Below are 26,602 nucleotides of genomic sequence, written 5' to 3'. Positions count from 1 at the left end.
CGATTAAAATTACTAATTTCTGTTTTTGACATGAGTTAGATTGTTTGTGCCAAAATAGAAACACAAGTAATAAATATTCCTTAGATAAATATAAAAATAAAGATAAGTTAGGGGTGGTCGTTGGAATTGAGTTGATCGTTGTAAAAGAAGGATGAGGTTATACAGGAAATTAAAAGTGTATCGCTGGCAGGATACGTTAGTATCCGATAGCTTATATACAAAATTATGTAATTTTTATAGTTCCGCCTGAATCGGTAATTTTTTCTTGTTAATTTTTTTTGTGTCGTGAGCGGTCATAAACTTTTTTATGAGTGACCTTGACTTTTTTATTTTTCGTAGTTTAATATGTTTTGTAATTCTAGGGGGTGATTTTTCTGAGCTTCCATTACCCTCTAGGATTTTTGTAAATTATTTATAAAGTTTACGTGAAAAGTTTATATTTTTGTGGTAAATTGTAAATATATCAGCGCCCTTAACTAGCATTAATGGGTTTTCATAGAGAGAGGTTTTAGTTTTGATGGTCCTCTCTCTTTTTTTTGTTTTTAAATACTTTTAAAACCGTGGTATATTTAATTTAGCTAGTTAATTTAATCATCAAAACTATGAAAATTTTAAAACTAAAAGACATAACAACAGCCAAGCGAGAGCCCTTAGAGGTTAACAAAAAGCTTGCTTATTTAGCGCAGTGGCATGATCCAAGATTTGTTAAGTGGATTAATAATCAGAATATAATTAGTTTTAAGGCTAAAGTTTATATGCTTTTTCTGCTTTGTCAAAGTGTTTATTTAGTAGCTAAAGGTGTGTTATCCCCTAATGGGTTAAAGGCTTTACTGTATACGGCTCATAAGACCATTTTAATTAAAGATGGCATGCAGTGGAAGATTTTTAGCCAGCGATCTAGTTATACTAAATGTGATGTTTTTAATAGCTCTAATAGCTGTTCTATTGGTTTTCAAGAGTGTATCAAACTTGGTTTTATTAAACGTGTCTCCAGTGGTGAGCAGAGCTATGCTCATGCTGTAGATTTTCAAAGATTAAGATCTTTTTTGTATAGTCAAGGAATAAGTACTAAGTTTGATACTAGGTTTTTAGAGAAAGTTAGTAAAGATTATGAGCTTAACTATGAGACTATTTGTAGGTTGTTTTATGAAAATATTAGTAATTTGCTTGGCTCTATGTCTAACTCGGGTATCAGGATAACTTTATTTCTTTTCAAGAAATGTATTTTAGAGCAGTTATGGGTTCATTCTTCTAGTTTTAATGAACTTGCTCGTGACGTTAATATTTCTTGCTCTGCTGTTATTAGAAATCTTCAAAACCTAAGAAACTTACAAGTGATTGATATTCGTGAAGGTTCAGGCTGTAAAAAGAATTTCGTATTTGCTCCAGGAGATAACTATTTAAGTGAGAATACTAAGATATTAAGCGCAGGTAAGGCTTTTAAAGAGTCTGAGGGTAACAAGAAATCAAGTTTAGAAAAAGCTATTTTGTCTTTGAACTGTCCGAAAAACCCGGATAGTTGGGATTTTAGTGATTCTAAGTTTATTAAGTTAGTTCAAGAACGTGGTGAACATTTTTATAGGAATCAAAGTAACTTAAGTGTTTTTGGGAGTACTGATAATTTAGATAAAAAATGGGATCAAGGTTTGGAAGCTTATAGCTATTTAGAAGCTGCTAGCGAGTCTCAAAAAGATAGAGCTTTAGAAATAGTCTCTGAATGGTTTTGTAGAGCTTATGCGTTTACTGCACCAGACGATATTAGTAAACGCAATTTTTATATTAAAAAGGCTTTAAGAGGATTTATTGAAGCTAATTGGTATGAGCGTAAATCTATAATTTATAACCTTGATAAGAGAATTTCTGAAGAATTTAATTTAGGTCAAGTTCACGTAGTTAGTCAGGTAGGTTATAAGTTACTTTGTGAGATTTATTTAGAAAAAGGTTTGATTGTTGATAATTTTAGTGTGATTGATGAGAATTTATCAAAGTTAGCTGAAGCTCATGAATACTATAGATTAAAGGAAGAAGAAAATAAACTAAAGTTTTTAAATAAAAAAGTTGTTAAAAAATCTTTATCCGTGGTAGAATATAAGTAGGCTTGGAGGTCATTAAGTTATGAAAAGATTAGAACTATTGGAAAAGTCATTAGAGAAAAAAGAAAAAGAATTAGATAGAAGATTCGACAACTGTTTTGATCATATTAAGCAAACTAATGGTCAACCAATGAATGATAAAAGAAATGGAAAAGCATTTTTTAATAAGGTTGAAAAGAATGATAACGCCATTAGAAATCAAATGGAATCAGTGAAAAAAACTAAAAATGCTATTGATAGAGAAAAAAGCAGACTTAACTACAAAGAAAAAGTAATAGCGGACAGGGTTCATTTACCGCAAGTGGTTCAAGATTTAATTAATGATGGTACTTTAAACCAGTGGATGAAATACCCTGATTATTTTTTTGTTAATGGTATTGAAAAGTTTAGAATTAATATTAAGCAAAAGAAAACAAAAAAAGCTGATTGGACTTTTTTCCACAAGTTTGGAAATACTGTAGCAAGTAAAGAAGATCGTAATAAAATCAATGAAATTTTAAAATTATTAAGAGAAAATTTAAACAAATAAAAATATAGACTTGGAGGTCATTAAATTGAAAAAGAAAGTAATTAATCCTGAACATATGCAAGTTTTATATTCTAATTGCCTTTGGTTTACTAGAGCTTTTGGAATATCTTTTGAAGAGTTAATTCGTCAATTAAAGAAAAATCATAAGAGATTGGAGGCAAAGCATGATCAAGAGAGACAAAAGTAAAACTATTGAAGAGCAGATTCTTGAAGTTAAAGAACATGGTTATACTCCAGAGTATGTAGGTAAGTGCTTAGGTGTTCAATCTTCTATAGTGGCTAGTATATGGATTGGTCGTTATTTTGTAGGTAAAAAGAACCATAAGTGTAAAGAATTACTTTTAGAGGGTTGTAGCCATAGAGAGACTATGGAAAAATTAAATGTTTCTACTGGTTACGTAAGTCAAATATTTAATCAAATGTTTCCAGTGGAAAAAGAGGTATGTCAGTATAAGCGAGATAAACGTAAACAAGTTTTAAATGATGAAATTATGGAATTTAGAAAAACTCATACTCAAAAGGAAACATGCGCAAAGTTTAATATAGGGACTCATGCTTTAGCAAGCTTAGAAAAGAAGTATGATTTTTCAAAACCTAGAGGGAGAACTAAAGATGGTTTTACACAAATTGGTTGAAAAGGGTTTAAGTCCTGAGAAGATCGTAGGTATTACTTTTAAGAAGGGTTTTATTTTAAAACCTAAACAAAAAGCAATGATTAAAGCAGGTAGAGAGACACTTTTTACTTGTGTTTGGGATTGGTTGTTAAATAAACAGTTTTCAGAAAATAAATTGGAGGTAAATTAATGAAAAAAAATAAGAAGAAATTAACATCGAGTAATTTAAGAAGTGAGTTATGGGATACGTTGGGTGAAGTTAGAGAGGGTGTTATGAAGCATGAGAATGCACATGTTATATGTAAAGCTGCTACAGGTATTATAAACACTTATAAAATTGAGTTAGATGCAATGCGTTCAGGGTGTGGTAATGCTCAAAATATTAAAGATTTTGTAGGCAACAAGGATAAGTCTAGTGATTAAAAATTGTATTTGTTGCGATACGGAATTTGACGACAATGGTCGCTCTCATAAAAAGTTTTGTAGTGACTTTTGTCGTTATAAGTTTAAAAGTAGTAAAGAAAGATTAGAGAATCCAGAAAAAGGTAAAGCTAGAAAAAAGAAGTATTATACTGCTTTGAAAAAAGATACTCAAAGGTATGAGGATTATTTGAAAAACAATAGACTTGGTATTTATAAAAAACAGGGCTTAACAAGTGACCTAATTGAATGTCGAGAATTGATAGTTAGTATTAAAAAGGAGCTTAAAAATGGATCTTAAAAAAATAGAAAAATCTTTAAATGGTATTAAAAATGAAAAGTTAGATTGTTTACAAATGGCATTAGTGAACCAGTTGACTCATTTAATTAGTTATTCTACTAGACTGGATATGTCTAGCGTTGAATCAGATGAACGTCACGACGTTGAAAAAGTAATAGGTATGGTGTGGAATAGACTTGGTAGGAAAACTAAAGTTAATTCACTTAGTGGAAAGTTAGAAGAGTCTAGCGGTGATGAGTTTACCTTAAAGGTTAAAAAGGTTAGGTGATAAATGCGCAAACTTAGGGACTTTTTACTTCATTTACTTATGTCTTTTAACGTGGCTTGGGTGTTAGGTATCTACAGCAGTAAAGGTAATTTTGATTTTTCGCTATTAACTGGCTTTATTTCTCTTGGGACTTGGTTGCTATTTGTTTTATTTAATAAGGAGGATTTAAATGATTAAGTACGAGACTTCGCTAGAAGAGTCTAAGCAGATTAAAGAACTAGGATTTGACTTTAGTAATATATGTGAGAAGTTTGTAAATAATGATAATTGTTGTGCTTATACAAAATACATAAACAACACTGTTTACTATGTTTTCACTCAATTTCAAGAAGACCAAGGTGTTCACGTCAGGATGACTGATTGGTGTGAAATTTTAGATAATAGTTATGTTCCAGTAATTCCATATCCGATACTGGAAGCGTGTTTACCTTCTTTAACCTCTAAGGACTCTCGCTTCGCTGTAGGGCGAAGGTGGGAAAAAGCAGCAGGTAAAAACCTTTATTTCAACAAAGCCGTTGACCAAGGTGTGTCCTGTTCTCTACTTTCTGCTTTTACTTGGTGTTGTCAATTCCGTTTAGAGGAAACAAAACAACAATTCAATGAAGTAATGGGGATGTATAAGTAAATTGAAAAGACCTAAACATAAAATCATTAAAGAAGTAAGTTTAATTAAGATAAGTGAAGATAAAGCACTTAACTTTTCTCAGCAAGTGGAATTACCTAGCAAGTCTAAGCCTAAAAAGTTTCCATTATCTGATTATTTAATTAAAGGAAATATTGATCATTTAGGTGTAACTTATCAACCTAGTTTTAGTGAGATGGCAAGATTCGAAAAGTTTGGTGGTTTAGTTGATGCAGGTGAGTTTTTAAGTACTTTAGAGTATAGTTTAATTCATTTTAAAAAGATATTAGTTAGGAAGACTCAATGTATAACCATTCCTTGGTTTTTAGGGAATTATAAGTTTTTGAAGAATTATCATGTAGAAGGTTGCACTAAGCCTGAATATCGAAGGCTAGAAGAAGCTATTGAAAAATATGAGACGAAAATTATAGAGATTGATGAAGTTCTAAGGAGAAAAAGAAGATAATGATAAAAACATTGGAGCAGTCAGTAGATAATGCAATTTTAGGATTTACTAAATTGGAAAGTGAAGCTAAAGCGGCTAGACAAGCAATGCAGGCTTTAGGTGAAATAATAAATAATCAAGAAGAAAACAGAGCTGCACTAGGTATTATGTCGCGTGACCCAAATATTTTAAATGATGTAAAGAAAGTGGCTGAAGCACCAATATTAACAGCAACTAGTTTACATGAGTCTGTGGTGAAGTTTTTGCAAGAAGTTGGCAAGATGATTGCTGAAAAATTTAATGGAGATAAGTAATGCTATTTAAGATACAAGATTTTATAGATAAGTTTATAAAGGGTAGTCCGAAATATAAAGGGGCTTTAGATAGTTCTCTGAAGCACGCTAATAATTTTTTAAAAGAGGAAGTAGGTGAAACTCAAGATGCTTTATACAATTTTTCTTTAAATGAAAAGCAGGAAGGTCGCTTGGGATTTGCTTATAAAGAAATTCAGGATGAGGAGTTTGCAGGTATTCTAGATGGATGTTTAGATGTAATTTTTATTGCTTATAATATTGCTTTGCAGATTACGGAGTATTATAAGCCTGAGATGGCTAGATTTAAGCGATATAAGTTATTAGAAAGACTACTGGATGAAGTATGCGAATCTAATCTAAGCAAAGCTAACGCTGATGGTTCAGTAAAGTTTGACCCTGAGACTGGAAAGATTTTAAAAGGTGAAAACTATTTTAAGCCTAGAATTCAAAAGATTATAGAGGAGTATGAAGGTGAGTGAAATAAATACTGGTGATGGTGGTAATATCTCAACTGCACAAGCGAAGGCGCAAGAAGTTGCTATAACTCAAGAGCAATTTGATGAATTTTATAAAGATCGCTATAAAGCTAGTGGTGATCGTGCTTTTTCAGATAAAGAGATAGGCGAAGTTTTAGAAAAGCATAGCGCAAAGCAAGAAAAAGAAGAGACTCAACCAATAAACCCTAGCCATTATCACAGCCAGAGTTTTGATACCGCTGTAGTAATGGAGGAGTTGTTTCTTCAAACTGCAAAGATAGCTTTTCCTGATATGAATAAAAATCAAGAAAAAATCTTACTTAAAGGATTTTGGACTGGATTTGCTCAAAAGTATTTAATTAGGCTTGGTCAAAAAGATGATATCGACATTGAACTAAAGAAAGCTCAAAATTATTTACATAGAGCAGAAACTGGGAAGTGGATGAGGTGAAAGTTTTAGTAGCTTGCGAGGAATCTCAAGAAGTTTGTAAGCGTGCCCGGGCGGCTGGGCATGAAGCTTATAGTTGCGACATAGAACCTTGTTCAGGTGGGCATCCTGAGTGGCATTTACAAGAAGATTTAATTGGTTTGCTTGGAAAAACAACTTGGGATATGATAATAGCTTTTCCACCTTGCACTTATCTTACTGTAACTGGTAATCGCTGGTTTAATGTCAAAAAGTATGGCAAGGAAGCAGAAAAGAGGATTAAGCTCAGAGATAAAGCTATAGCTTTTTTTCTTAGAATTATTAATACGAACTGTCCTAAAATTGCAATAGAAAACCCAGTTGGAGTCATAAGTACAGTTTGGCGAAAGCCAGATCAAATTATTCAACCTTATGAATTTGGAGATCCTTTTGAAAAGCGAACTTGTTTATGGCTACAAGGTTTACCTAAGCTTAAAGCCACGAATGTAGTAGAACCACCACCAAGGCAAAAGATTAAAAATGGTAAGTCTATGCCTGAGTGGTACAGTAATGCACCAAAAGCAGAAAGGGCTAAGATACGCTCTAAGACTTTCCCGGGTATAGCTCAAGCAATGGTTGATCAATGGCTAGGAAAATAATTTGTCAAAAAACTTTTCTTGCGGTAAAATATAAATAACTTGGAGGTAAATAAATGTTTGATTTTCAAAAAATAAGAGTTCCATATAGATATCATAATGAGCCAGTAACTTGCTCTCAAGATTCTGTTAAATCTCTTTTTAATGATGTCAATTTTTATCATGGTATTGAGCCTAGTATTTATAACCTTTATTATCGTGATTTAATTTCATTAGCTAAGGAGTGCGAAGGTAAAGTTACTAATTTTTATTTAGTTGAGTTAATTGATATTTTGCGTGGAAGATCAGAGGATTTTCATAGAAGTGATTTAGGCAATAATATGTTTATTGGTATTGAAGATTTCACTTTTCAGGATATTGGTAAGTTAGACTTTTATGACCGTAAATCTTTTGAGAGTTTTACTAGAAGGAACTTAGGGACTATTAAATTTTGTATTTGTTTAACTGAATATGAAACGCAAGAAAAAACTATTTTTGAAAAAATGATTAGAAAATCGGCGGTACGTATTACATGAATATAGAATTAACAAATGAAGAAGCTTTAATTCTTCAGCATTATGCATTAGGTAGAACTAGAAAGCAAATAGGTGAATTGATGAATTACACCCATGGTGCATTAAGTAAGCTTTGTAGCGAATTAAAAAAGAAACTTTTTTTAGAAAATGAGACTCAGTTAATAATTTATGCTCATAAGCAAGCTGAGATAAAGGAGTGGTCTAGATGGTAGAAGAAAGTGGATTATACCAAACCAGTGTTAAGCTTTTGAGTTATAGTGAGCTTGATTATCAAATTCAGTTACACCACAATGCTTTATGTGAACTTAAGTATTCTGAGGATGTAGAAGATCAAGAGCTTTTTAACAAAGCTGTGACTTGTTTGCGGTGGTTAGAAGCTGAACATAATAGGCGTAACTCTAGCGCCATAAATGAAGAAAACGAATAATTTACTTGGAGGTAATTAATTGAGTTTATTTGAAAATTTTGTAGTAGCTTGTATTAACAAAAATAGTTTAGAAGGCTTTAAGCTATTTGATATAGATAAGCACTCCATAGATGAGCCTGAAAAAGCTTTGTATGAGTTTGTTAACCTATATTTTGACAAGTATAGAAAGTTGCCTAAACTTACTGAGGTTGAAACTAAATTTAATTTATCTGGTGTTGATGACTTTGATATTGATAATCCTGAGTACTATTTAGAGTTAATTATTGAACATACCAAAAAGGATTTATTTAATAAGAATTTTTCAAATGTAAATAAACAAATTAAAGAAGATAACTTTCCTGGTGCGTTAGACTCTATTCGTCATACTGTTGAAAAAATAGATACTTTAGTCCCTGAAAACGTAGTTAGTGACTTTGATACTGAAATAGTAAGCAGTTTAAGTGAATATCAGGAGAATATATTTAAACCTAGCTCTAATGGTTATACACTAGGGTTTGATTTTTTAAATGACTTAAATGGGGGCTGTTACCCGGGTAATTTAATTGTTTTAGGCGCAAGAATGGGGAGAGGTAAAACTTATGTCATGCTTCACATGCTCAAAGAGGCATGGCTTGAAGGTCACAGTATTGGCTGCTGCTCTGGTGAAATGAGTGTTAAAGAGTTAGTAGATAGAATACTTTGCTTATGTGCTAGGTTGGATTCTAATAAGTTTACTAAAAAAATGCTTTGTAGCCGTGCCTGGCAGTTGCTAAACAAGACTTATGAAGAGTTAAAACCTAGACTTGCTGAAGATCGCTTATGGTTTATTAATGCAGCTAAATACGGTGATGCTCATGAATTGTGTATAAGAGATATTGAAAGATTGATAGCCCAGAAAAAACCTAAGATATTTTTCATTGATGCTGTTTATTTGTTCAAGTTAGACAATAAACCTACATACAAGAAAGCTGATCACGAAATAGTTAAAGCTGTATTGAATAGGTTGAAAGCTATTGCTGAGAAATACCAGGTTTGTATAATTTGTACTTCTCAAGTGAACAGGGAGGCTAACGAAAACAAGCCTTTGAGTTTAAAGAATTTCTCCGATACTGACAATTTTGGAAAGATAGCACATTTAGTTTTAGGTATTCGTAAGTGTGATGAGTTGCCAGACCCTTCTAATATGCGAATAATTGATGTCTTGAAAAACAGAACTGGTCTTGACGATATACCAAGTAGATGGATTAACTTTAATATAAAGCACGGTGATATTTCTGAAATAGATGAAGCTGAACAGTATTTAAGGGAAACTAATCCAATGGTACTAGTGTAAAAGAATTACTGAAAAGTTTCTAAAAAGTGTTAAAAAAGTTTATGTTAGGGTAAAACATAAATAGAAATAACATTTACAAAAACTTGGAGGTAATTAAAATGTTTAAAAAGATAGCTGCAGTAGGTTTAACAAGCCTTTGCGTTTTGGGTTCGGTTAGCGCAAGGCATGTAAGGGTTAAGAATTCTAACGATCCTGAGATACTACTTATTCAAAGAAAGTTACATGATTTAACTAGTTATAGAAATCAAGTTTCTTTACCCAATAAAAAGAAATGGTTAACTGCTGATAAAAGAGCGGTTGAAGGTATTGAGGACTTAAAAAAGAGGCTTAGATTTACTGATCATTCGATTACTGAAAATAAGCGAGCTATGTTTGCTAGTGAACAGGCTATGCAACAAGAAAGAAGGATGTATAACAGGAATAGTGACTCGGTTGATACGGGCTATACAGTGACACCAAGTGGTTATAACGACAATAAATATCTTTCTGGAGGTGGCTACTAATGCAAGATCCAGTTTTATTAGCGAAGATAGTTAATGGTGTGCTTATTATGGTGCAATGCTTATCTTCTTTTGTTTTAGGTGCATTTATTTATAAAATGGGGGTGAAAGATGGGAAGATTTAAAAAACTTCAGATAGCTAAGGATTACTTAAAAGAAATTAAGAGACAAAAAGTTGCAACTCTGCAAAGATGGAATATGAGAAATAAGGAGTATATGACTTTAAGAACAGCATGCGATTATTTCGTTAGAGATGTTGATTGTGTATTCTTTAAGTTTGATAATCCTATAAATTATAAGGGTGTGGAAACTCAAGAAATTAAGGTGATTGGAGGTTATTAATGGTTCGCACGAAAGAGAAAAAGATATTTTATCCAGAATACTTGGAAAGATGGGATAAGAGTAAGCCTAGAAAATACCCTAGTGATGAGCAAATTAAAGAAAAATATAAAAGTATGGGCTTAGAATCCAAGCTCAATAGGGATGATTTGCAGAAGCATCATATTGACTGGGATAGGTCTAATAACAAGATTGAAAATATGGCAATGTTAACACCTAGTGAGCATGAGCAGATACACAGTCAATTAATTCAATATGTTTCAAAGTTGGTGAAGTTGGGTACTATTAAGTTTGACTACAAGAAGCCTCACTATTTTGTAACTGATGAAAAGTTGAAATCTCAACTTAGCGATCTCAGGGGTGAAGAGAAGAAGGAACAGAAGGTAAAGCAATCTGGTTTAACTGACCTTGATTTATATGCCTTGCGAAATAAATACTCTGATTATTTGCCAAAGAAATAAAAATAAATTGACAAAAAATCTTTTCACTGGGTATAATTAATAATATAACTTGGAGGTTAATTAAATGATATTAGAGGATTTAAAAAAAGATAAACCCTGGATTTATGAGCTATTAGAGCCTGTCTCTGATAGTTTAATAGATTTTCTTTACTGTAAGTTTGTAGATTTATACAAGATTGAGTTTGGTGAAGATATCCAGTTAAATGAAGATCATGTTCGTTTATATGAAAAACACACTGATACTATAGATGTTTTGTTAGCTGATTTTTACTTTAATCAACAAGATGAGTATGTCTATTTTGATGAATGTGTATGGCATCTAGGTGACATTGAAGATCAATTAGAAGCAATTCAAAACCCTATAGAAAATCCATATGAGATTTTTAGTAGAGAAGAGTTTGAATTTATAAAGAAAGGAGAATAAGTAAATTGAACATTAAATTAAAAAAACTAAATATAGAAAACTATAAAAAGATAACTGTATCTGAAGATATACCAGGTGATGCAAAGTCTGTTAATGTATCTGGGAGGAATGGAGCTGGAAAATCTAGTTTTATAGATGCTTTGTCTTTATCACTGGGTGGCAAAGGTGTACCTAAAGATCCAATCAAGGTTGGTGAAGATTATGCCAAGATTGAGTCTGAATTAATTCAAACCATTAATGGTGAAGAAGTACCATTCAAAACGCTTATGGAATTTAAGAGAGATGGAGAGAAAATTAAGACTTCATTTACTTTATTTCTTAATGGCAAAAAGTCTAAAGGAAATACTGCTAAGGACAAGTTAGATGATTTAATCAATAACACTTTCTTTGATATCTTTGAATTTGGTGATTTAACGGCTGGTGAGCAGAAGAAATTCATTTTAAAACTCTTTAGGCTGGAAGAAGAATTTGATAAGTTAGATTCTGATAGACAGGCGCAACAAGATCTTATTACTCAAACTAAAAAGCAAATAGAGTCCATCAAGATTTCTTATTCTGAATTCAAAGGTATTGATGAAAGTGAAGAGGTTCTTTACATTGATCCATCAGAGCTAATTCAAAAACAGCAAGAGGTTGGCGATATTAAGATCAAGAAAGATGCTGCATTAAATGAAACAACTAATGCTGAGATTAAACTTAAAGATGGAGTATCTAAATTGGCTGGATTAGAGCAAGAGTTAGCACAACTTAAAGCAGCTCAAAAAGCTTTAGAGGAATCTATTGAAGCTCAAAGAGATGTTATTACTAAGACTGGTAATTTAAGGGATGAATTACATAAAAAGTATGAAGCTATTACGGTTCCTGAATTGGATGCAGCTGAAGAGCTTGAAAAGATTAAAGAAAACAACATCAAATTTGAAGCTTTGAAGAAAGTCAAAGAGTTGAAAAAGCAAGAACTTAAAGAGAATAATAAGATCTTAGATGCAACTGAGGTTAAGAATAGTATTGACAAGCAAAAAGTAGCTAAATTAAATGAAGCTGTAACTAAGTTTGGTTTGGATGGACTAGGATTTAACGAGAACGGCTTAACTTACGAAGGTTTATCTGTTTCTGAAGCTCAATTAAGTAAAGCTCAACTTATGGAGTTGGGGGTTAAGATCAGTTTAGCCACTAAGCCTAACCTAAAGATTGCAAGAATTAAAGATGCAAGCTTAATGGATTCCGACACTAAGAAAAGAGTAGATGATCTTGCTGATAAGTATGGATTACTTGTATTTTATGAAATGGTTAATGATTGTGATTTATCAATAACTTATGAAGAATAATAATAAAAAAAATCGTGGACTAGGAAGGGGGTAGGCTCCTAGTCCATTTATTAATTTTAATGGGTTTTAATGTCTAATTTATCTAAAGTTCTCAAACAATGTTATTTTCAAGGTGAAACAGAAAAAGCTTATCAATTTTATTTTTTTGATAAAGGTAAGAGCCATTGGGCTCCTAAGTTTTCTGTAAGAATTAGTAATGGGGTGGTTCACTTTAATTCTTGGATTCGTGATAAAAATTCAGACATAGAGGCTACTTATCAGTTATCTAATTTACACGATTATGACAAAGAAAAGCATTTTTCAACTTTAGAGATAAGGCAAAAGGTAAAAGAGTTTGACTTCGTTTTTGAGCCTATGAACCATCAAGCAAGGTGTATAGAGTATTCAGCTGGTGCTAGCGGTATGGGTTTTTTCTTTGACCCTGGGCTTGGAAAGACTAAGACTGCTATAGATGAGTTTTGTTTATTAAATATGGATGAGCCTTTATCTATATTAATCATTTGCCCTAAGATAGCTTTAGCGGTATGGGAAAGTGAGTTTGAAAAGCATTGCAATCCCAATATTTATAAGCGCTTAAAGTTTTATAGACATGAAGGGAAATTTAGAAAAAAAGATCAAAAATTATTAGATGAGCTTTATTTGAGGAATACTGACAATGTTTTTATAATCAATTATGACTTTACAACTTCTAGTAAAGGGGTTCAAATAGTTCAAGATTTTATTACTAGTCAAAAAAATGTATATTGTGTTTTGGATGAAAGTCAGAAAATAGCTAATAGGAAAAGTGGTAGAGGACACAAGCTTACTTACCCTGAGTTTGTTGGAAGAATTAAGTATAGAAGGTGCTTAACGGGAACAAGTATTACCAATAATGTAGGCAGTATCTGGAATCAAATGAGATTTATTCATCCCTGTGCAGTGCCTGCTAGTTACTGGAAATTTCTAGAAAGATATGCTGCTGACGAAGATGGAAAGCAAGCTAAGAACGTTAATGAGCTTAAGAAGATGCTTAAGCCCTACTACTTTCAAGCCACTGAAGACATATTAGATCTACCAGAGGCGATAGATCAAGAGATTCAAGTTAGGCTAAGTCCTGAAACTGAGGCTGTTTATCAAACTTATGCTAGTGATTTTAGTTTATTTGATGCAATTAAAGAGGCTCTAAATGGTGGAGACCAAAAGTTATTTAATCAACTTACTAAAATTAAGCCAAAGGTATTAACTGAAAATATTGAAGAAGATTCGAGCTCTGATTCGGTACTAAAGCAACTAATAAGGCTTAAGCAGATACCAAGTGGATTAATTGGTAGTGTTTCGGAAGTTGTAGAGAAGTTGGAGGTTTGGGACAAGTATCAAGCGTTACTTAACCTGCTAGACCAACTGGAAGATCAGCAAGCTATTATTCTTAGCACTTCAAGGTTGTGTATAGAAAAGTACAGTCAAAAGTTTAAAGAAACTAACACTGTAGCTATTGGGCTTCATACTGGCGCGTGTGACGATAAAGAAAGGGAAAAAGTTTTAGAAGACTTTAAGGTTGGTAAAACTCAATATTTATTTGCTACTACTCAAACTGTTGAAACTGCTGTAACCCTTACTAATTGTAGATATATGATCTTTATTGATCATGATTTCTCAAGCGATAGATTTAGGCAGGTTAGAAAAAGGATACATAGGATAGGGCAAAATCAAACTTGTGTTTATTATCATTTAATCGCTAAAGATACACTGGACGAAATAGTTTTAAAGAGTTTGAGGCAGAAATGTGAACTTCAAAAAGAGGTGTTAGATAGTAATGTGTAGATTTTTAGATGATAGGTTTGTAAAGTTTTCTTGCTATAAAGGGAATTGTATTTTTTCTAAAGCTCAGATAGAAACTCTTTATTGGGTTTCTAAAGGTTATGATCGTGTTGATATAGCTAACCTTATGTATGTTTCAGATAGAACAATTGATTACCATTTATATAATATTAGAAAAGCTTTAATTTATCATTCTGGTGAGCCGTCAGCCAATGCTAATGCGTTACCTATTTTTGCTTATAAGTTTTGCGAGGTGCATTCAATTGTCTTATGATGTCAGGTCAATGCTTGAAGATTTAGGCATTACAAATATTAAAAGAAAAACTGGATATTTTGCTTGCAGTTGCCCTTTTAAAGATAGTCATAAAGATGGTGATAGGCATCCCTCATTTTTAATCAAAGATGGAGCTATTGAAGATGTTTATTTTAAGTGTTTAGGTTGCGGAGTAGGTGGCACTATTAAGACTTTTTTATGGTTTATTTCTGGTAAAAACAAAGATCTTTACAAAAACTATAAAGAAAGATATTTAGGTGAAGAAGATACGTTTAGATTATTTAGAGCAAACAAAAGAACGAGTAAAAGACAAACATTTAACTATGTTGATTGGCAAGATTTGATTATAGAAAAGGGGTTTAAAGAAGTTTCTGAAGTGCCTGAAGCCAAAGAGTATTTAAGTAGGCGAAATATTAGTGATTCAGTTATCTCAAAATTAGATATCAAGGTAGCTGATAAAGAAAAGTATATTGTGTTCCCAGTAATTCTTAGGAGCAAGAAATGCGTTGGTTATACTCGCAGGGCTTACGCTGGTCAAGATATAAGAACTAAAGATAGTAAAGGTCTCGAGAAGAATAAAATTGTATTAGGTGAGCACCTCTTGAGTAGTAAGCCGCTTTTGGTGACTGAAGGTATGACAGGCTTAGCTTGTTTATTAAGTAATAAAGTTGGCGAGAGATTTGATATAGTTGCGACTCTTGGAGCTACTTTTATGGAGTCTAAAGCTAAGAGGATGAGTGGTTATTCTAAAAGCGTATATTTACTTTTTGATAACGATAAAGATCAAATTAATGCAAAGGGCGAGCCTGTGAATCCAGGGCAAGAAAATCAAAAGTATTACAAAAAGTACTTTCAAGAAAAAGGCTTGTTTTGCTTTAGTTTTGATTGGTCTAAGACCGAGAAAGAGGATGTGGATGATTTGGGTTTAAGTGATTTAATATTTGATAATTTTATCTAAAAAACTTGTTAAAAAATCTTTGCTGTGATAAGATATAAAAAGAAATGGAGGTAATTACATATGGAATTTGCTAATTTTAGCTCAATAAAAACAGAAACTCAAAGCACGGGGTTATCTATGAACTTTACGGATAATAATGAATATACAGAAGGTGACTACATTGGTAAAAAAATAGTTTCACTAAAATCCGATGAGTCTAAAAGAATAATTATTTTAGCTAATCAAATAAGCCCTAATACGGTTGAAGGTGTATTTCAATTTTGGGTACATGAAAGCTTTTTAGATGATGGTTCTGAGTTTGGTCACAAAGCTTTTGCCCTTTGTGTTGCTGAAAATGTTGACGATGAAGGTAATACTAAGCCGTGTGAACTTTGTAAGAACAAAGTACCTTTAGTTTTCTGTATTTTGGTTCCAGTTATTGAAGAATATACTGATAAAAACGGCAATATTGGACACGCTAAAAAATTATGGGCTATTCGTCAACAAGGTAGCTACAAGAAACAAATAGAGAAGCTATTAGAGCAACTTTGTGAGTGGAACGAGAAGTATGGAACTGTTAGAGGTTTGGGGCTTACTATTGAGCGCAAAGATAAGCAAAGTTCTAAAACTGGAAGTATTGGCTATTGGCAAGATGATGATGAAAACCCAGTTAAGATTAAAAGATTTACTGAAGAAGAATTAATTGAGCAGTTTGGTTCTGATGAAGTTAGAGAAGAAGGTAAAGTTAAGTATGCCAAAAACATTAAAATAACCCCTCATGAATTGGGTTTCTTTAATTTGGAAAAACAAGCTACTTACATTGAAGCTCTCAAAGGTTTTCCAGTTAAAAAATACAAGGGGTAGTTCATGGCTGAAGAAAAAGAATCTTACTGGAAAAAACATTCTTCATACTATACTAACGAAAAGTATAGATTTGATGTTTTAAGAAAAGGTCGAGATAAAACTTTTAAAAAGCATATGCTTAAAATAGGGTGTCATTCTTATGACAGTTATGTAGAAAAAGTAATAGAAGCTAGTTTTGATCAAGTTACGAGTAATGTATTTGTAACAAATATAGAAACTAAAGTATCTTCTCAAGCTATGTCTGGTTATGGGATAGCTGAGGCACTTAAAATTCAACATTTAACCATGTTAAAGCTTTTGGGGATGCTTTTTGATTCAGAGGTTATTAAAAGAAACAATAACCGTTACTACTCCTTGATGGAATATCTAATTTTGGCTGAGCTTATGTATGCTTACAGCGTTCGTGGTGCAGGTTCACTTAAGGGTTATGAAAGAGAAATTAAACTTTTGTGTAAGATAGCTACTCGAGAGCTTGAGAAGCAAATCAAAAAGCATGGCGGTAATGTTGAAGGATTAGACTTAGGTTTTAATAAGCGTGGAGGCAAAGACGAATATGTCAATAGAGTTAAAAGATTTAGAGAAAATATTCTGCAAAATACAAGAGTTGCTAGAATCCTTAGTACTGAAAAACGAGAGCAAGAAAAAAGCGAAATGTATTCTCGGTTATAAGCAAGGGCAATTAGAAGGTGCAAATAGGGGTGAAAGCTCTAATAGTGATTGGAAAAGCTTCAGCATTGGACTTGAGCGGAATTGTGACGATAATCCAGATAGTATTAAGCAATGCTATGCAGTAATGCGTGAGCAGTTAGAGGAAGAGTTCAACAACTTTGCAGGGGGTGCTCATGAGTAAAGCTGGTAATTTTGATGCAATTAGTTTAGAAGATTTTGATAATGATAGTGCTGATACTCTTGGGTTGAGTCGAATGTGTGATATTGATTTATCTAACTCTTTTGTCCCTACTGGTATTTTTGAGTATGATTTTTTACTTGGTGGTGGTATTTTATCTAATCAACTAATGACTATTCATGGCGTAGCTGGTTCGGGAAAAACTGCGCTAATGATGCAAATAGCTAAAAATTTTCATCAAAAATACCCAAAAGAATCTATCGCCTGGAGTGATGAAGAGGGTTCTTTTTGTGATGATTGGGGTGCAGCTGCTGGTTTTGATGTAAATAAATTAATTGAAAAGAAATTATTTGTTTATAAAGAGAAAACAAAATGCGCTGAAGATTGGCTTGACATGCTTGATGAGATGCTTAAGATAGATAATTTAGGCTTAGCGTTTGTTGACTCCATACATGCACTTCAATCAATAGAACAATCTGAGAAATCAGCGCATGATACGGCTACGCCTGGTGGTTTAGGTAAGATTATTCGTAGTGCATGTCGTAAAGTATTGGCATGGAGAGCGAGGCGTGCCCGTGAGGGTAAGCCAGCTTTAATGGTTTGGGTTAACAAGAAGGTTAATCCGATTGCTATGTATACCAGAGCTAATTTTGTTGGTGGTGAGTGGGTAGAGCTATATTCATCAACAATTATTAAAATGTTTCGTGAAAGCACCGATGAAGCTAATGTTTTTGGTATTAGTCAAGTTGCTTCAGCAAAACATACTATGCAGCTTGATAAACTTAGACAAATCGCAGGGACAAAAATATCATCTTATTTAAGTTATACACCTAGTATTACTGGTGTTGAATATTTTAAAAGCGTTAAAGAGCCTGATTTTATATATGATCGTGCAAGGGATTTCAATTTATTTAATCCTCATTCAAAAGTTTACGCAGTTACGGGGGAGAAGTTCGATAAGAAAGAGGCTTGGCTGGAATGGCTTTATAAAGATAAAGCTAGTTTAAATTTCCTCAAGTCTCTTTTGATTTACTGTTACGGTCGTAAAGTTTATGCTTATGGTGGTATTCCAAAAGATGGCTATTTGCTTACGAAGATAAGTCCTACTGAATTTAAGAAAATGAAGGAGCTTTACGATACTGTGGTTGCTCCACTGGAGATGAAGGTTAAAGGGAAGAAAAGCTAGTGAAAAGACCACGTAAACAAAAAAATGCAATGAGTATTAGCCATGAAATGAGCCCTAAGTTAGAAGCTAAGTTAAAAGACGATATTAATAAGGCGTTAATGGTTAAGGGTTCAGGAAGAGGTAGAGACAAGCTTGATGTTAAAGTCCCAGGACTTGCGAGGGTAGAACATAAGGTAACTAAGAATAAATCTTACTCAGTGACACTAGAGACGCTTAAGAAGATGCGTAATGGTTGTGAAGTTAGTGAAGTCCCTTTTTTAAATGTGCAGTTTATAAATGAAGAAGGTCGAGTAATTGAAGATTGCATATTGACAAGTAAGCAAGTATTACTAGAGTATATAGAAATGGGAACCCGATTGAGGAATGACGAACATCAAGAGGTGGTTATCAAGAAGAAAAATGAAGTTCAGTAAAGGTTTTAATTTTAAAAGTAAAGGCTTATTTCAAAAGGTTAAAGAGTCTAATGATGATTACTCAGAGTATGAGTACATTAATTTACCTACTCAGTTAGTTTTTTTAAGAGGTCTTTATTATGAAGACTTTTTTGGTGAGTTGTTGGTAGATAGATTACCTTGTAATGTTTATTCTCAGGCAGTGCTTAGAGACAATGGGTGTGGAATCAACGGTACTCCTGATTTTCTTTTAAGTTTTGCAGAAGATGCAAATATCGAAGATTTAATATGTGATTTTTGTTTAGGTTTGAATGTTTTTAAAAAGAAAAAAAGAGATTCTGGATTAATGCACGTAAGTTCTATTCTCCAGGGCGATAATATTGAAGAGTTCTGGCAAAGAGAAGCCAAAAAAAATCATGTATCTAAAAAAGAACCTGAAGTTATTAATGGGGCTGAAGCCTATAAATACACTGGCAAAAGTACGATTTTAGAGCTTAAGACTAAAAACGCTAAAGATTTTTTAAAGTTAAAAACTGCTGAAAATATCCATATTAAGCAGTTAGTTTTTTATAGATACTTATTAGAGCAACTTAAAGATCAATTCGAGGTTAGGAATGGTATTAATTTAGGTGAGCTTGAGAATGACTTGTATTTGATCTACCTTTGTGATCAGAAAAATGATCAAGTACAAAACTCAGCTAAGTATTTCAAGATTAATTACTTGAGATATAAAGGCGAAATCATGGAAAGAGTTAATAGAAGTAAAGCAATGAAGGAGAAATATATAAAATGAGCAGTACAGAATTACAAGTAGTTAGCATTGGTGGAACAGATTTAGCAACGGTTGATGATGCAAAAGTGTTTTTATCAACTTTGGAAGCTGATGTTATTTCTGCAAGTGTTAAGCCATGTTTTAATACAAAAGAGTTTTTAGCTTTTTGGCTAGGTGGTTTATTGTACGAACTTGAACAAAAAGAAGTTTGGAAAGACGATGCTAAATATGCTGAAAATACAGGCGGTTATTACCAATATTGTTTAGATCATTTTGGAGTTAAAAGAAACACTGTAAATAAATACAAGGGTGTTTTTGATATTCTTACTAAGCGTGGAGTTAAGCCTAATGAAGTTATCGGAGCAGGTATTGATAAACTAGCTTTGATTTGTAGTAGAGCAGATCAATATAGTGATGAGCAACTAGCAGCAGCTTTAGAAGATGCTAGAGAAATGAACGAAAAAGAGTTTTCACAAAAATATAAGATCAGTGGTGAAGATGGCGACAAGCCAATGTCTGTAACTCTTAAATATGCAGGTGCAGAATCTGAAGAGTATGAAAGTTTAATGGGTTTAGCTCAAGAGCATTACTCTGAAGATAACTATTCTAAGATAACTTTAAATATTTTGCGTGAAAGTATGGGTGAAAAGGCTGGGTTAACACCAGATCCACGAGATGATCTTAAGACGTTTCTTAAGAAACATAAGTTAAATAAACAAGAGTTAGCTAATACTTATGTTGAGGTAACTGGAAGTCCTGAGTAATGATAATCCAGTCAGAGAAAAAGCTATTAGCTTTAGATATTTCTTTGTCTAATACTGGGTATTTTTTCGATCACGAAAATAGGGGGGTGTTAAGCCCCCCAAAATTAAAAGCTGGCGCTAGGCTTTCTTGGTTTAGAAAAGAGTTTGAGGATTTATTTCATAGCACCTCAGTAGTTTGGGTGGAAGGTTATTCATATGGCAGTAAGTTTGGCAGAGAAGCTTTAGCAGAGTTGCACGGAGTAGCTTATATTCTTGCCTATCAGTTTGGATTAAATGTTTACAGAGTTCCACCAACGACAATAAAAGCTTTTCTAGGGAACGGTAAAGCAAAAAAAGATCAAGTAGCAGAGTTGCTATACAAAAAAACAGGAAAGGCTTACAGTTCGCATGACTTAAATGATGCTTATGCTTTAAATTTATTTGCTAATGAAGTTACTGAAGCCAAAAAGAAATCGTTCCTTTATTGTTAAAATTTCTTATGTTTTGAAAACCCATAAATAATTTTTATAAAATTAGGCTAAAAAGTTGACAAAAAATCTTTTCACTGGGTATAATAAAAATATAACTTGGAGGTTAGAAATGATAAGAATTACACAAAGAGCTTTTAATGATTTAAAAAATCCACCTGAACAGGCGGAGAATCCATACTTAAGCTGTCTAATTATGGTGGGGTGTTTAGTGATTGGATTTTTAGCAGTAAGTCTACTAGTAGGCTTAGTAGAAGGAGGACTTTAAGAGATGGCTATTTATTACAAAGGTTTAAAAACAATAGAGGATTATGAAAGAATGCTTCAAGCTCATATTCAAATGAAAGTAGAAGATTTTGGGGAGTTGATTAATGATCTTAAAGAAGATGTAACTTACAAGCAGAGGCAATTTCATTTCATGGCTGGCAAAGAAGGTTTTGATATTAAAACTGCTGCTGGTATAAAACATTTATTGATTCAGTATTTAGGTAAAAATGTTAAGTATTTAACAAAGAAAAAACAAGTTTTAAATACTTTTGCTGAGGCAATGGAGCATGTATCTATTCCACGTCATATGAATGTCAAGAAAGACCCAGAATCTTTGCTTGATGACCTTTGTACTAATATGGTTTTAGATATTTGTAAATTAGAGAAATTTAGTGAGTTTGAAAAAGATTTACTTTCTGAATGTGTTGAGTTAAAAAGATTAGAGGTGTTAAAGAAGTTGTATGAATGATAACTGTGTAGGTTATATAACTTGCGCAGATTGTTTAAAAAATATACCAGTTGACCTAGATACTCCATAGGAAATATTTGAATGTAAGGGATGTGATTTGAAGCCAAGAAAAATATATAGCTACGACACTAGTGAATTAATATTTATTCATCATTATCAAAGACAAAATTTAAACTTTATTTGGCATGGAGTGATTGATCAAGATCATGGTTTTGGTGAAAGGTTTTATGTTCAAAAAACTAAAGAGTTTAAGGAAGAAAATATAGCTAAACTTGCAAAGCATGAAAAAGAAGCGCTTCAAGATACTGTTGATTTAAGTGGATTTCAAAGAGAGTTTGAAGCTTTTTCTAGAAACAAAAGAGTTTATATTGGTCATTCAATTTTAAAAGCTCTTGAATTTCTAAAGGAAAGATATTCAAGTTATAAGGAATTAAACCCATTTGATCACTGGCAGAATAAATATACACCCATAGACCCGATTAAATTAGACGTATGGGTTGGAAATGATCAATATTCGACATTAACCCCAGATCAGTATCAAAAACTTGACTCAGGGGCTTCTAGCGTAGTTCAGAAAGTGCAATTATATTTTGACTATCAAATGGAATATGAAAAGTGTAAATCTCTGAGTTATGAACAGATATCAAAGTACTCAATTGGTGATTACAAATTACCAGGGAAATGGTTCTACGTAAATGAAAAAAATGAAGCTTGCTTTAAAATGGGTAAATATAAAAATCAAGCAGTTCATGCAAGAAACGAAAATCACATAAATTATATTAAGTGGCTTAAGCGTGGTAAGTTCCCTAATGATGGTGGAGACATACGCAAAACTAAAGAAGAGGAAGAGTTTATTAAGGAGTTTTTGAAGTATGCAAAATAGTTTATGCTATGAAAACCCATAAATAATTTTTATAAAATTAGGCTAAAAAGTTGACAAAAAATCTTTTTATTGGGTATAATAAATATATAACTTGGAGGTTATTAAATTATGAAACTTATAGACAAAGAAATTTTAATAGAGCAAATAGCAAGAACGGCAGATGCAAGACATGCTCAAGAAATAGTTATTCAAAATATTGAATTAACTAATCAAGGTCGTGAGCAATATAAAAACTTACCTGAGCTACTAGTAGTTACTGGTGAAATCAAACTTAAAACAAAAGTAAAAGAATTTACACACACTTTTTGTAAAGACAATAATAGGCTTATCTTTTAGGTAAGCCTTAAAGGGAAATAAAAATGCCAGAAGAAGACAGGTTGAATAAATTTATAGAAAGAATAATTAAACCAGAAATAATAATCAGAGTACATGATTATCTAGCAGATAACGAGGTTTTAGTAAGTAGAAAGATGTACGAATGCATTAACAAACATAAGGCAATTAACGAACATAAGGCAATAAACGATTTAGCGTGGCAATTCTACAGGATGCACGGGTATGTTGCGCCAGAAGCTTATGACTTCTCCGAGTCTATACACCCTCAAGAACAGCTAATGTGGCAAATGGCTGAATGTGCCTACGAGTTTGACTGGAAAGACTACGAAGAAACAAGTGAATGATAAGTAATTTCTTAACATTTTGTTCACTTAACAGGCTTATAGATTATGTAAAACATTTACAAGTGGAGAAAGAAAAGAATGGAAAATAAATACACCAAAGAGCAATTTTTACGAGATTTCGAAGAAAGGGCAGGGGGTTTTCTTTCTTATGATATAGATAATCACAATTACGATCATGATTCGGATACAGCTTTTATCGAATTCGGTCATGTCGATCATAGGTTTGGAGCCGTAAGTTTTAGCCTTTATTTCAACAACCTTAGACTTTACTATGATGAATCCTGTATAAACCCCATAGGTTTATGGCAAGAAGAAGATGGCGAAATGTATCACTTAAATCATATGGGTGAGTCTGAGTATAGTGAAGCAATTAAAGGTATTTGGGACGCTCAGGAAATGTATGATCTTTTTGGGCAAATGTCTAGAGCTTTAATTGAAAAAGAGTGTATTAAGCTTGGTGAGAGGTTGATTAGTGAATATAGAGATAAGGATAAAAAAAATGAAAGTAACAATAATAAAACCTAATAAAACATGGTCTGAAAAGACTGTAAATAAAATAGCTGATAAGTATGAAAATTGTATAGTTGGTGAGCGAAAGTATGACAAGTCTGAGGTGTATACAGTTGATTTGCAAGAGGTTTATTATTCTGTGATATTTAATTCAAAATCTTTATCTAGATTTGATGTCTTTAAGAACTTTTTAATTTTAATAGGTGGTTTAGAAGATTTAGACATTAGAAAATCGTCATTTATTCAAGAGTATAAATCTAGGATTGATTTAGGGTAGTAGTATGGGCAGTATTGATTGGGGTAAATTAGGTATCGAAGTAGTTCGCAGCGATTTTGTTGAAAATGATTTAGACTCAGGATTTGATATTAATAAATTTATGGATGGTGACACAGAGTGGCTTTTTTGGCTTGAAAGGTTCATTATTCCAAGTGAATATGTTGCAAATTGGGATGTAATACGTTGGCAAGAAAAGCGTATTAGTGATTTTTGCGATGTAAAAAAATGTGACTTTGAAGAAGTGCGTAACAATAGAGTGTTTATCCAAGAGTATAAAGAAAAATTTGGAGGTTAAATATGAATGAATTGAAGGATATAGTAACAACTTATAAAACATCGTTAATACTTAAGCAGTATGGTTTTGATTTTCAGCTTCATACTGGCTTTTGGGGTGTTTGTGCTGAATTGGATGGTGTAGAAATGTGGTGTGATGAGAAATCATCTAATGCTATAGATTGTGGGTACATGCATGATATGGCGTGGAATTTATCAGAGAATAGGTGTAAGGCTTATACTGCATATGATCTTTTCTGTTGGTTAGTTCAGAGGAAGAAATATTCAAAAGACTATGAAGAAGCTATTAAGTCAAAAAAGGCATTGTGCCAACAAGAGTTTTTCCAGTTTCATGTTTCGCAATTTTTGACCGAACTTGATGACGTTGAATCTATGGCTAAGTTTGTTTTGGAAGAATTGGTCACAAGGCGTAAACATGGGGTGTGATTAATGGGGTGTTGGTAAATTGAGTCAATTGAAAAAGAAGTATATTATTGAATTTACTAAAGATCAGCAAATTGTGTCTTGTTTTGAAATGACTGAAGCTGAAGTTAAATTTTTGATTTATTTGGACAAAGGGTATCCATTGTGGTTAATATCGGCAAGGATGCACTTATCGGCTTGGAGTCTAATTGATTTACAAACTAAAATTGTAAAGCGTTATGATTGCCCCTGTGATACCCCTGAGCGGTGTATTGAGTGGTTACATAAGTTTGCCAGGCGTGTTTGTGAATTTTTAGAGCAACTTAGGTTGTTGGAAATTAAGCATCCAGCTTGTATGTCAAGCGATACGCCGCGTAATTTCAAAAAGTTGTGGAAAATAATGGATAAACCTGTTTATGGATATGAGCTAGAGAGGGGCATGGGTACTAAAAAAGATATATTAGCGCTTGGCAAATATTAACAAACTTGGTATAATTACTAGTGGGGGAATAGTGTTTTTGTATCTGTAAACCCATTATATTTGTCAATTTACTTTATGCCCTGAACTTGCATAAAGTTTTTTGTTAAAAATATACAAGAGAGTCGATAGCCTAAATAGACTGAATAATAATATGAACGAAAAAACATTAACTAAATCAAAAGGGCAAAGACAAAACCCAGTAGAGTTAATGATTAATTCTCTAGATTTAGAAATCAGCAATACTAACCAAAAATTAGACACCCAAAGATATACTCTATTAACGAAACTAAACAAGTTTTTACAAAAAGGAATGGACTACAGTCACCCAAGAGTTAAACCCACTCTGTTTGAATACATAAGCCTAGCAACACTTCAAGGAAAGTCTATAAGGCAAATAGGTGAAGAGTTATGCTGTGTAGATATTGAAGAAGCCGAAAGCCTTATTAGTGACTATAAAGAAGCTAAAAGAAAAGGCTTAACAGACCCTAAGTTAGGATATGACATTCTAATAGACCAATTAGAGTTCTTTAATTCATTTAAAGGTCAAGCATTTACTATCTTTAATCAAACCCATAATGCTCTCCAAGACTGCAACTTTAAGATAGACTCTTTAGGCGATAAAGCAGCACTACCTAAGCTATTTAATGATTCTGGAGCATTACTCTGTAAAGCTCAGCAATTGCAGACCGATCTATTTGCAAGACTAGGAATGTACGACAAAGCATCTAAAGACCTAAGAGCAGATCAATCTAAGTTAGCCCATCAAGAAGCTAATGAAATAAGAAGCCATGTAGAGAATGTAGTCAAGGGTGAAAAGATAGATACTGACTCAATAAAGGCTATACAAGCTAGTTTTGAAGACAGGCTAAGTGATGATGCCTTTAATATGAACTAACTATTTATAACAATTTTCATAAAAATACTTGGAGGTAAAAACATGAATAAAACAAAGAAAGCAACACTAAAGACTAGGCAAAGACTAGATCTTATATTCGGATTAGTAGCTGCTAAGACGAAATGCCAGGATGAAGTCAAGAAAGAGGCTTTTAATGGGGTTATTAAAGAAGAATTAGAGGCTATTGGCTTGTATTACGACTATGAGAATATGCCTTTAGCGACTCAAATGGAGCACAAGAAAGAGTTTAATAGGTTGATTTATAACGTTGATCAATTTGCTAAAGATTTAAGGGATATTGGTGTAGAGTAGATGGTTATCTTGAAACTAAGCGTATTTAACTTAAATGGCTTACAATTATTTAGAGCTCGTAAGAGCCAATTATTAAGGAGCCTTTAAAAACCCCGAGGATTTTGATCAAGCTTCAAGATAAGTGTTTGGGTTCAAGAGAATATCTTAAGGTTTTGTAAGGGTGGTAAATATGTGTAATTTTAAAGCTTTAAAAACAAGCAAAAGGCATCAAGGTCAGCAGAGGTTGAAAATAAATGCTGTGCCGATAAGTAACCTTGAGGGAATATTTCTTTACAAAAAACTTTCTAAAAGATATAATAGTAATAACTTGGAGGTAAATTAAATGTCAGAAATAGAACATATTAAAATAGAAAGATTATCATATCAGCAAAGGTTTAAGGTGTTC

Annotated in this window: 47 protein-coding genes; all 47 read left to right on the top strand. The window is 32.7% G+C overall.

Features of this window, described 5'->3' with window-relative positions:
• Positions 1-602 precede the first annotated feature (602 nt).
• The 47 genes from MK115_RS03595 (at position 603) to MK115_RS03370 (ending at position 26,539) form a co-directional block, all read left to right on the top strand.
• Entirely contained in the window at positions 603-2,096 is a 1,494-nt protein-coding gene (locus MK115_RS03595) for a hypothetical protein (protein ID WP_287609366.1), read from the top strand.
• Between the two features lie 19 nt (positions 2,097-2,115).
• Positions 2,116-2,622, top strand: a complete 507-nt coding sequence (locus tag MK115_RS03590) for a hypothetical protein (RefSeq protein WP_287609364.1) — start codon at positions 2,116-2,118, stop codon at positions 2,620-2,622.
• A 25-nt stretch (positions 2,623-2,647) separates the two neighbouring features.
• Positions 2,648-2,809: a hypothetical protein gene (locus MK115_RS03585; protein WP_287609362.1), complete on the top strand. Its 162-nt coding sequence runs from the start codon at positions 2,648-2,650 to the stop codon at positions 2,807-2,809.
• Positions 2,787-3,257 carry a hypothetical protein gene (locus tag MK115_RS03580; protein WP_287609361.1) on the top strand — a complete coding sequence of 157 codons (471 nt, stop codon included), beginning with the start codon at positions 2,787-2,789 and terminating at the stop codon, positions 3,255-3,257. The genes MK115_RS03585 and MK115_RS03580 overlap by 23 nt, the downstream gene beginning before the upstream one ends.
• On the top strand, positions 3,235-3,426 hold the full coding sequence (locus tag MK115_RS03575; protein WP_287609359.1) for a hypothetical protein: 192 nt from the start codon (positions 3,235-3,237) through the stop codon (positions 3,424-3,426). Before MK115_RS03580 ends, MK115_RS03575 begins: the two co-directional genes overlap by 23 nt.
• A gap of 59 nt (positions 3,427-3,485) precedes the next feature.
• A complete protein-coding gene (locus tag MK115_RS03570; RefSeq protein ID WP_287609357.1) occupies positions 3,486-3,659 on the top strand; it encodes a hypothetical protein in 174 nt (57 codons plus the stop codon).
• Positions 3,652-3,957 carry a hypothetical protein gene (locus MK115_RS03565; RefSeq protein ID WP_287609356.1) on the top strand — a complete coding sequence of 102 codons (306 nt, stop codon included), beginning with the start codon at positions 3,652-3,654 and terminating at the stop codon, positions 3,955-3,957. Before MK115_RS03570 ends, MK115_RS03565 begins: the two co-directional genes overlap by 8 nt.
• A 55-nt stretch (positions 3,958-4,012) precedes the next feature.
• Positions 4,013-4,225, top strand: a complete 213-nt coding sequence (locus MK115_RS03560) for a hypothetical protein (RefSeq protein ID WP_287609354.1) — start codon at positions 4,013-4,015, stop codon at positions 4,223-4,225.
• 169 nt (positions 4,226-4,394) lie between these two features.
• Positions 4,395-4,850 carry a hypothetical protein gene (locus MK115_RS03555; protein ID WP_287609352.1) on the top strand — a complete coding sequence of 152 codons (456 nt, stop codon included), beginning with the start codon at positions 4,395-4,397 and terminating at the stop codon, positions 4,848-4,850.
• A 1-nt stretch (position 4,851) separates the two neighbouring features.
• Entirely contained in the window at positions 4,852-5,313 is a 462-nt protein-coding gene (locus tag MK115_RS03550) for a hypothetical protein (protein ID WP_287609350.1), read from the top strand.
• Positions 5,313-5,606 carry a hypothetical protein gene (locus MK115_RS03545; protein ID WP_287609348.1) on the top strand — a complete coding sequence of 98 codons (294 nt, stop codon included), beginning with the start codon at positions 5,313-5,315 and terminating at the stop codon, positions 5,604-5,606. The genes MK115_RS03550 and MK115_RS03545 overlap by 1 nt, the downstream gene beginning before the upstream one ends.
• Positions 5,606-6,085, top strand: a complete 480-nt coding sequence (locus tag MK115_RS03540; RefSeq protein WP_287609346.1) for a hypothetical protein — start codon at positions 5,606-5,608, stop codon at positions 6,083-6,085. Before MK115_RS03545 ends, MK115_RS03540 begins: the two co-directional genes overlap by 1 nt.
• Entirely contained in the window at positions 6,078-6,533 is a 456-nt protein-coding gene (locus tag MK115_RS03535; protein ID WP_287609344.1) for a DUF3310 domain-containing protein, read from the top strand. Before MK115_RS03540 ends, MK115_RS03535 begins: the two co-directional genes overlap by 8 nt.
• Positions 6,521-7,147 carry a hypothetical protein gene (locus MK115_RS03530; RefSeq protein ID WP_287609343.1) on the top strand — a complete coding sequence of 209 codons (627 nt, stop codon included), beginning with the start codon at positions 6,521-6,523 and terminating at the stop codon, positions 7,145-7,147. The genes MK115_RS03535 and MK115_RS03530 overlap by 13 nt, the downstream gene beginning before the upstream one ends.
• Positions 7,148-7,200: 53 nt before the next feature.
• Positions 7,201-7,659: a hypothetical protein gene (locus MK115_RS03525; protein WP_287609341.1), complete on the top strand. Its 459-nt coding sequence runs from the start codon at positions 7,201-7,203 to the stop codon at positions 7,657-7,659.
• Positions 7,656-7,871, top strand: a complete 216-nt coding sequence (locus tag MK115_RS03520; RefSeq protein ID WP_287609339.1) for a helix-turn-helix domain-containing protein — start codon at positions 7,656-7,658, stop codon at positions 7,869-7,871. Before MK115_RS03525 ends, MK115_RS03520 begins: the two co-directional genes overlap by 4 nt.
• A 35-nt stretch (positions 7,872-7,906) precedes the next feature.
• Positions 7,907-8,086, top strand: a complete 180-nt coding sequence (locus MK115_RS03515; RefSeq protein ID WP_287609337.1) for a hypothetical protein — start codon at positions 7,907-7,909, stop codon at positions 8,084-8,086.
• 19 nt (positions 8,087-8,105) lie between these two features.
• Positions 8,106-9,398, top strand: a complete 1,293-nt coding sequence (locus MK115_RS03510) for a DnaB-like helicase C-terminal domain-containing protein (RefSeq protein WP_287609335.1) — start codon at positions 8,106-8,108, stop codon at positions 9,396-9,398.
• Positions 9,399-9,496: 98 nt separating this feature from the next.
• The gene (locus tag MK115_RS03505; RefSeq protein ID WP_287609334.1) at positions 9,497-9,901 is read left to right on the top strand and encodes a hypothetical protein; all 405 of its coding nucleotides are present in this window, start codon (positions 9,497-9,499) and stop codon (positions 9,899-9,901) included.
• Positions 9,901-10,023 carry a hypothetical protein gene (locus tag MK115_RS03500; protein WP_287609332.1) on the top strand — a complete coding sequence of 41 codons (123 nt, stop codon included), beginning with the start codon at positions 9,901-9,903 and terminating at the stop codon, positions 10,021-10,023. The genes MK115_RS03505 and MK115_RS03500 overlap by 1 nt, the downstream gene beginning before the upstream one ends.
• A complete protein-coding gene (locus MK115_RS03495; RefSeq protein ID WP_287609322.1) occupies positions 10,010-10,240 on the top strand; it encodes a hypothetical protein in 231 nt (76 codons plus the stop codon). The genes MK115_RS03500 and MK115_RS03495 overlap by 14 nt, the downstream gene beginning before the upstream one ends.
• Positions 10,240-10,698, top strand: a complete 459-nt coding sequence (locus tag MK115_RS03490; protein ID WP_287609321.1) for an HNH endonuclease family protein — start codon at positions 10,240-10,242, stop codon at positions 10,696-10,698. The genes MK115_RS03495 and MK115_RS03490 overlap by 1 nt, the downstream gene beginning before the upstream one ends.
• 64 nt (positions 10,699-10,762) lie before the next feature.
• Positions 10,763-11,122 (top strand): hypothetical protein, encoded by a 360-nt coding sequence (locus MK115_RS03485; protein WP_287609319.1) that lies wholly within the window; start codon positions 10,763-10,765, stop codon positions 11,120-11,122.
• Positions 11,123-11,127: 5 nt separating this feature from the next.
• Entirely contained in the window at positions 11,128-12,447 is a 1,320-nt protein-coding gene (locus MK115_RS03480) for a hypothetical protein (protein WP_287609317.1), read from the top strand.
• Between the two features lie 69 nt (positions 12,448-12,516).
• Positions 12,517-14,247: a DEAD/DEAH box helicase gene (locus MK115_RS03475; protein ID WP_287609315.1), complete on the top strand. Its 1,731-nt coding sequence runs from the start codon at positions 12,517-12,519 to the stop codon at positions 14,245-14,247.
• Entirely contained in the window at positions 14,240-14,518 is a 279-nt protein-coding gene (locus MK115_RS09330; protein WP_353847953.1) for a helix-turn-helix transcriptional regulator, read from the top strand. The genes MK115_RS03475 and MK115_RS09330 overlap by 8 nt, the downstream gene beginning before the upstream one ends.
• Complete coding sequence (locus MK115_RS03470; protein ID WP_287609313.1) at positions 14,463-15,476, top strand: DNA primase; 1,014 nt, start codon at positions 14,463-14,465, stop codon at positions 15,474-15,476. Before MK115_RS09330 ends, MK115_RS03470 begins: the two co-directional genes overlap by 56 nt.
• Before the next feature lie 60 nt (positions 15,477-15,536).
• The gene (locus MK115_RS03465) at positions 15,537-16,319 is read left to right on the top strand and encodes a hypothetical protein (RefSeq protein ID WP_287609312.1); all 783 of its coding nucleotides are present in this window, start codon (positions 15,537-15,539) and stop codon (positions 16,317-16,319) included.
• 3 nt (positions 16,320-16,322) lie between these two features.
• Positions 16,323-16,988, top strand: a complete 666-nt coding sequence (locus MK115_RS03460) for a hypothetical protein (RefSeq protein ID WP_287609310.1) — start codon at positions 16,323-16,325, stop codon at positions 16,986-16,988.
• 173 nt (positions 16,989-17,161) lie between these two features.
• Positions 17,162-18,352: an ATPase domain-containing protein gene (locus tag MK115_RS03455; RefSeq protein ID WP_287609308.1), complete on the top strand. Its 1,191-nt coding sequence runs from the start codon at positions 17,162-17,164 to the stop codon at positions 18,350-18,352.
• On the top strand, positions 18,352-18,765 hold the full coding sequence (locus tag MK115_RS03450; RefSeq protein WP_287609306.1) for a hypothetical protein: 414 nt from the start codon (positions 18,352-18,354) through the stop codon (positions 18,763-18,765). The genes MK115_RS03455 and MK115_RS03450 overlap by 1 nt, the downstream gene beginning before the upstream one ends.
• Entirely contained in the window at positions 18,716-19,537 is an 822-nt protein-coding gene (locus MK115_RS03445; RefSeq protein ID WP_287609305.1) for a hypothetical protein, read from the top strand. Before MK115_RS03450 ends, MK115_RS03445 begins: the two co-directional genes overlap by 50 nt.
• Complete coding sequence (locus MK115_RS03440) at positions 19,534-20,280, top strand: hypothetical protein (protein WP_287609303.1); 747 nt, start codon at positions 19,534-19,536, stop codon at positions 20,278-20,280. Before MK115_RS03445 ends, MK115_RS03440 begins: the two co-directional genes overlap by 4 nt.
• On the top strand, positions 20,280-20,750 hold the full coding sequence (locus tag MK115_RS03435) for a hypothetical protein (protein ID WP_287609301.1): 471 nt from the start codon (positions 20,280-20,282) through the stop codon (positions 20,748-20,750). The genes MK115_RS03440 and MK115_RS03435 overlap by 1 nt, the downstream gene beginning before the upstream one ends.
• Before the next feature lie 109 nt (positions 20,751-20,859).
• Positions 20,860-21,015 carry a hypothetical protein gene (locus MK115_RS03430; RefSeq protein ID WP_287609299.1) on the top strand — a complete coding sequence of 52 codons (156 nt, stop codon included), beginning with the start codon at positions 20,860-20,862 and terminating at the stop codon, positions 21,013-21,015.
• Positions 21,016-21,018: 3 nt separating this feature from the next.
• Positions 21,019-21,483, top strand: a complete 465-nt coding sequence (locus MK115_RS03425) for a hypothetical protein (RefSeq protein ID WP_287609297.1) — start codon at positions 21,019-21,021, stop codon at positions 21,481-21,483.
• 97 nt (positions 21,484-21,580) lie between these two features.
• A complete protein-coding gene (locus MK115_RS03420) occupies positions 21,581-22,366 on the top strand; it encodes a hypothetical protein (protein WP_287609295.1) in 786 nt (261 codons plus the stop codon).
• A gap of 108 nt (positions 22,367-22,474) precedes the next feature.
• Positions 22,475-22,702, top strand: coding sequence for a hypothetical protein (locus MK115_RS03415; RefSeq protein ID WP_287609293.1), 228 nt, complete (start codon positions 22,475-22,477; stop codon positions 22,700-22,702).
• A gap of 23 nt (positions 22,703-22,725) precedes the next feature.
• Positions 22,726-23,046 (top strand): hypothetical protein, encoded by a 321-nt coding sequence (locus MK115_RS03410; RefSeq protein ID WP_287609291.1) that lies wholly within the window; start codon positions 22,726-22,728, stop codon positions 23,044-23,046.
• 78 nt (positions 23,047-23,124) lie between these two features.
• On the top strand, positions 23,125-23,571 hold the full coding sequence (locus MK115_RS03405) for a hypothetical protein (protein ID WP_287609289.1): 447 nt from the start codon (positions 23,125-23,127) through the stop codon (positions 23,569-23,571).
• On the top strand, positions 23,546-23,833 hold the full coding sequence (locus MK115_RS03400; RefSeq protein ID WP_287609287.1) for a hypothetical protein: 288 nt from the start codon (positions 23,546-23,548) through the stop codon (positions 23,831-23,833). Before MK115_RS03405 ends, MK115_RS03400 begins: the two co-directional genes overlap by 26 nt.
• 4 nt (positions 23,834-23,837) lie before the next feature.
• Positions 23,838-24,128, top strand: coding sequence for a hypothetical protein (locus MK115_RS03395; RefSeq protein ID WP_287609286.1), 291 nt, complete (start codon positions 23,838-23,840; stop codon positions 24,126-24,128).
• Between the two features lie 2 nt (positions 24,129-24,130).
• Positions 24,131-24,553, top strand: a complete 423-nt coding sequence (locus MK115_RS03390) for a hypothetical protein (protein WP_287609284.1) — start codon at positions 24,131-24,133, stop codon at positions 24,551-24,553.
• Positions 24,554-24,641: 88 nt separating this feature from the next.
• Positions 24,642-25,010, top strand: a complete 369-nt coding sequence (locus MK115_RS03385) for a hypothetical protein (protein WP_287609282.1) — start codon at positions 24,642-24,644, stop codon at positions 25,008-25,010.
• Between the two features lie 151 nt (positions 25,011-25,161).
• A complete protein-coding gene (locus MK115_RS03380; RefSeq protein ID WP_287609281.1) occupies positions 25,162-25,905 on the top strand; it encodes a hypothetical protein in 744 nt (247 codons plus the stop codon).
• A 42-nt stretch (positions 25,906-25,947) separates the two neighbouring features.
• The gene (locus tag MK115_RS03375; RefSeq protein WP_287609280.1) at positions 25,948-26,217 is read left to right on the top strand and encodes a hypothetical protein; all 270 of its coding nucleotides are present in this window, start codon (positions 25,948-25,950) and stop codon (positions 26,215-26,217) included.
• A gap of 169 nt (positions 26,218-26,386) precedes the next feature.
• A complete protein-coding gene (locus MK115_RS03370) occupies positions 26,387-26,539 on the top strand; it encodes a hypothetical protein (protein ID WP_287609278.1) in 153 nt (50 codons plus the stop codon).
• The last annotated feature ends 63 nt before the right edge of the window (positions 26,540-26,602 follow it).

It is taken from the genome of Prochlorococcus sp. ALOHA_ZT_50, from assembly GCF_022447305.1.
Lineage (GTDB): Bacteria > Cyanobacteriota > Cyanobacteriia > PCC-6307 > Cyanobiaceae > Prochlorococcus_A.
This window is presented reverse-complemented; position numbering and strand designations above follow the sequence as displayed.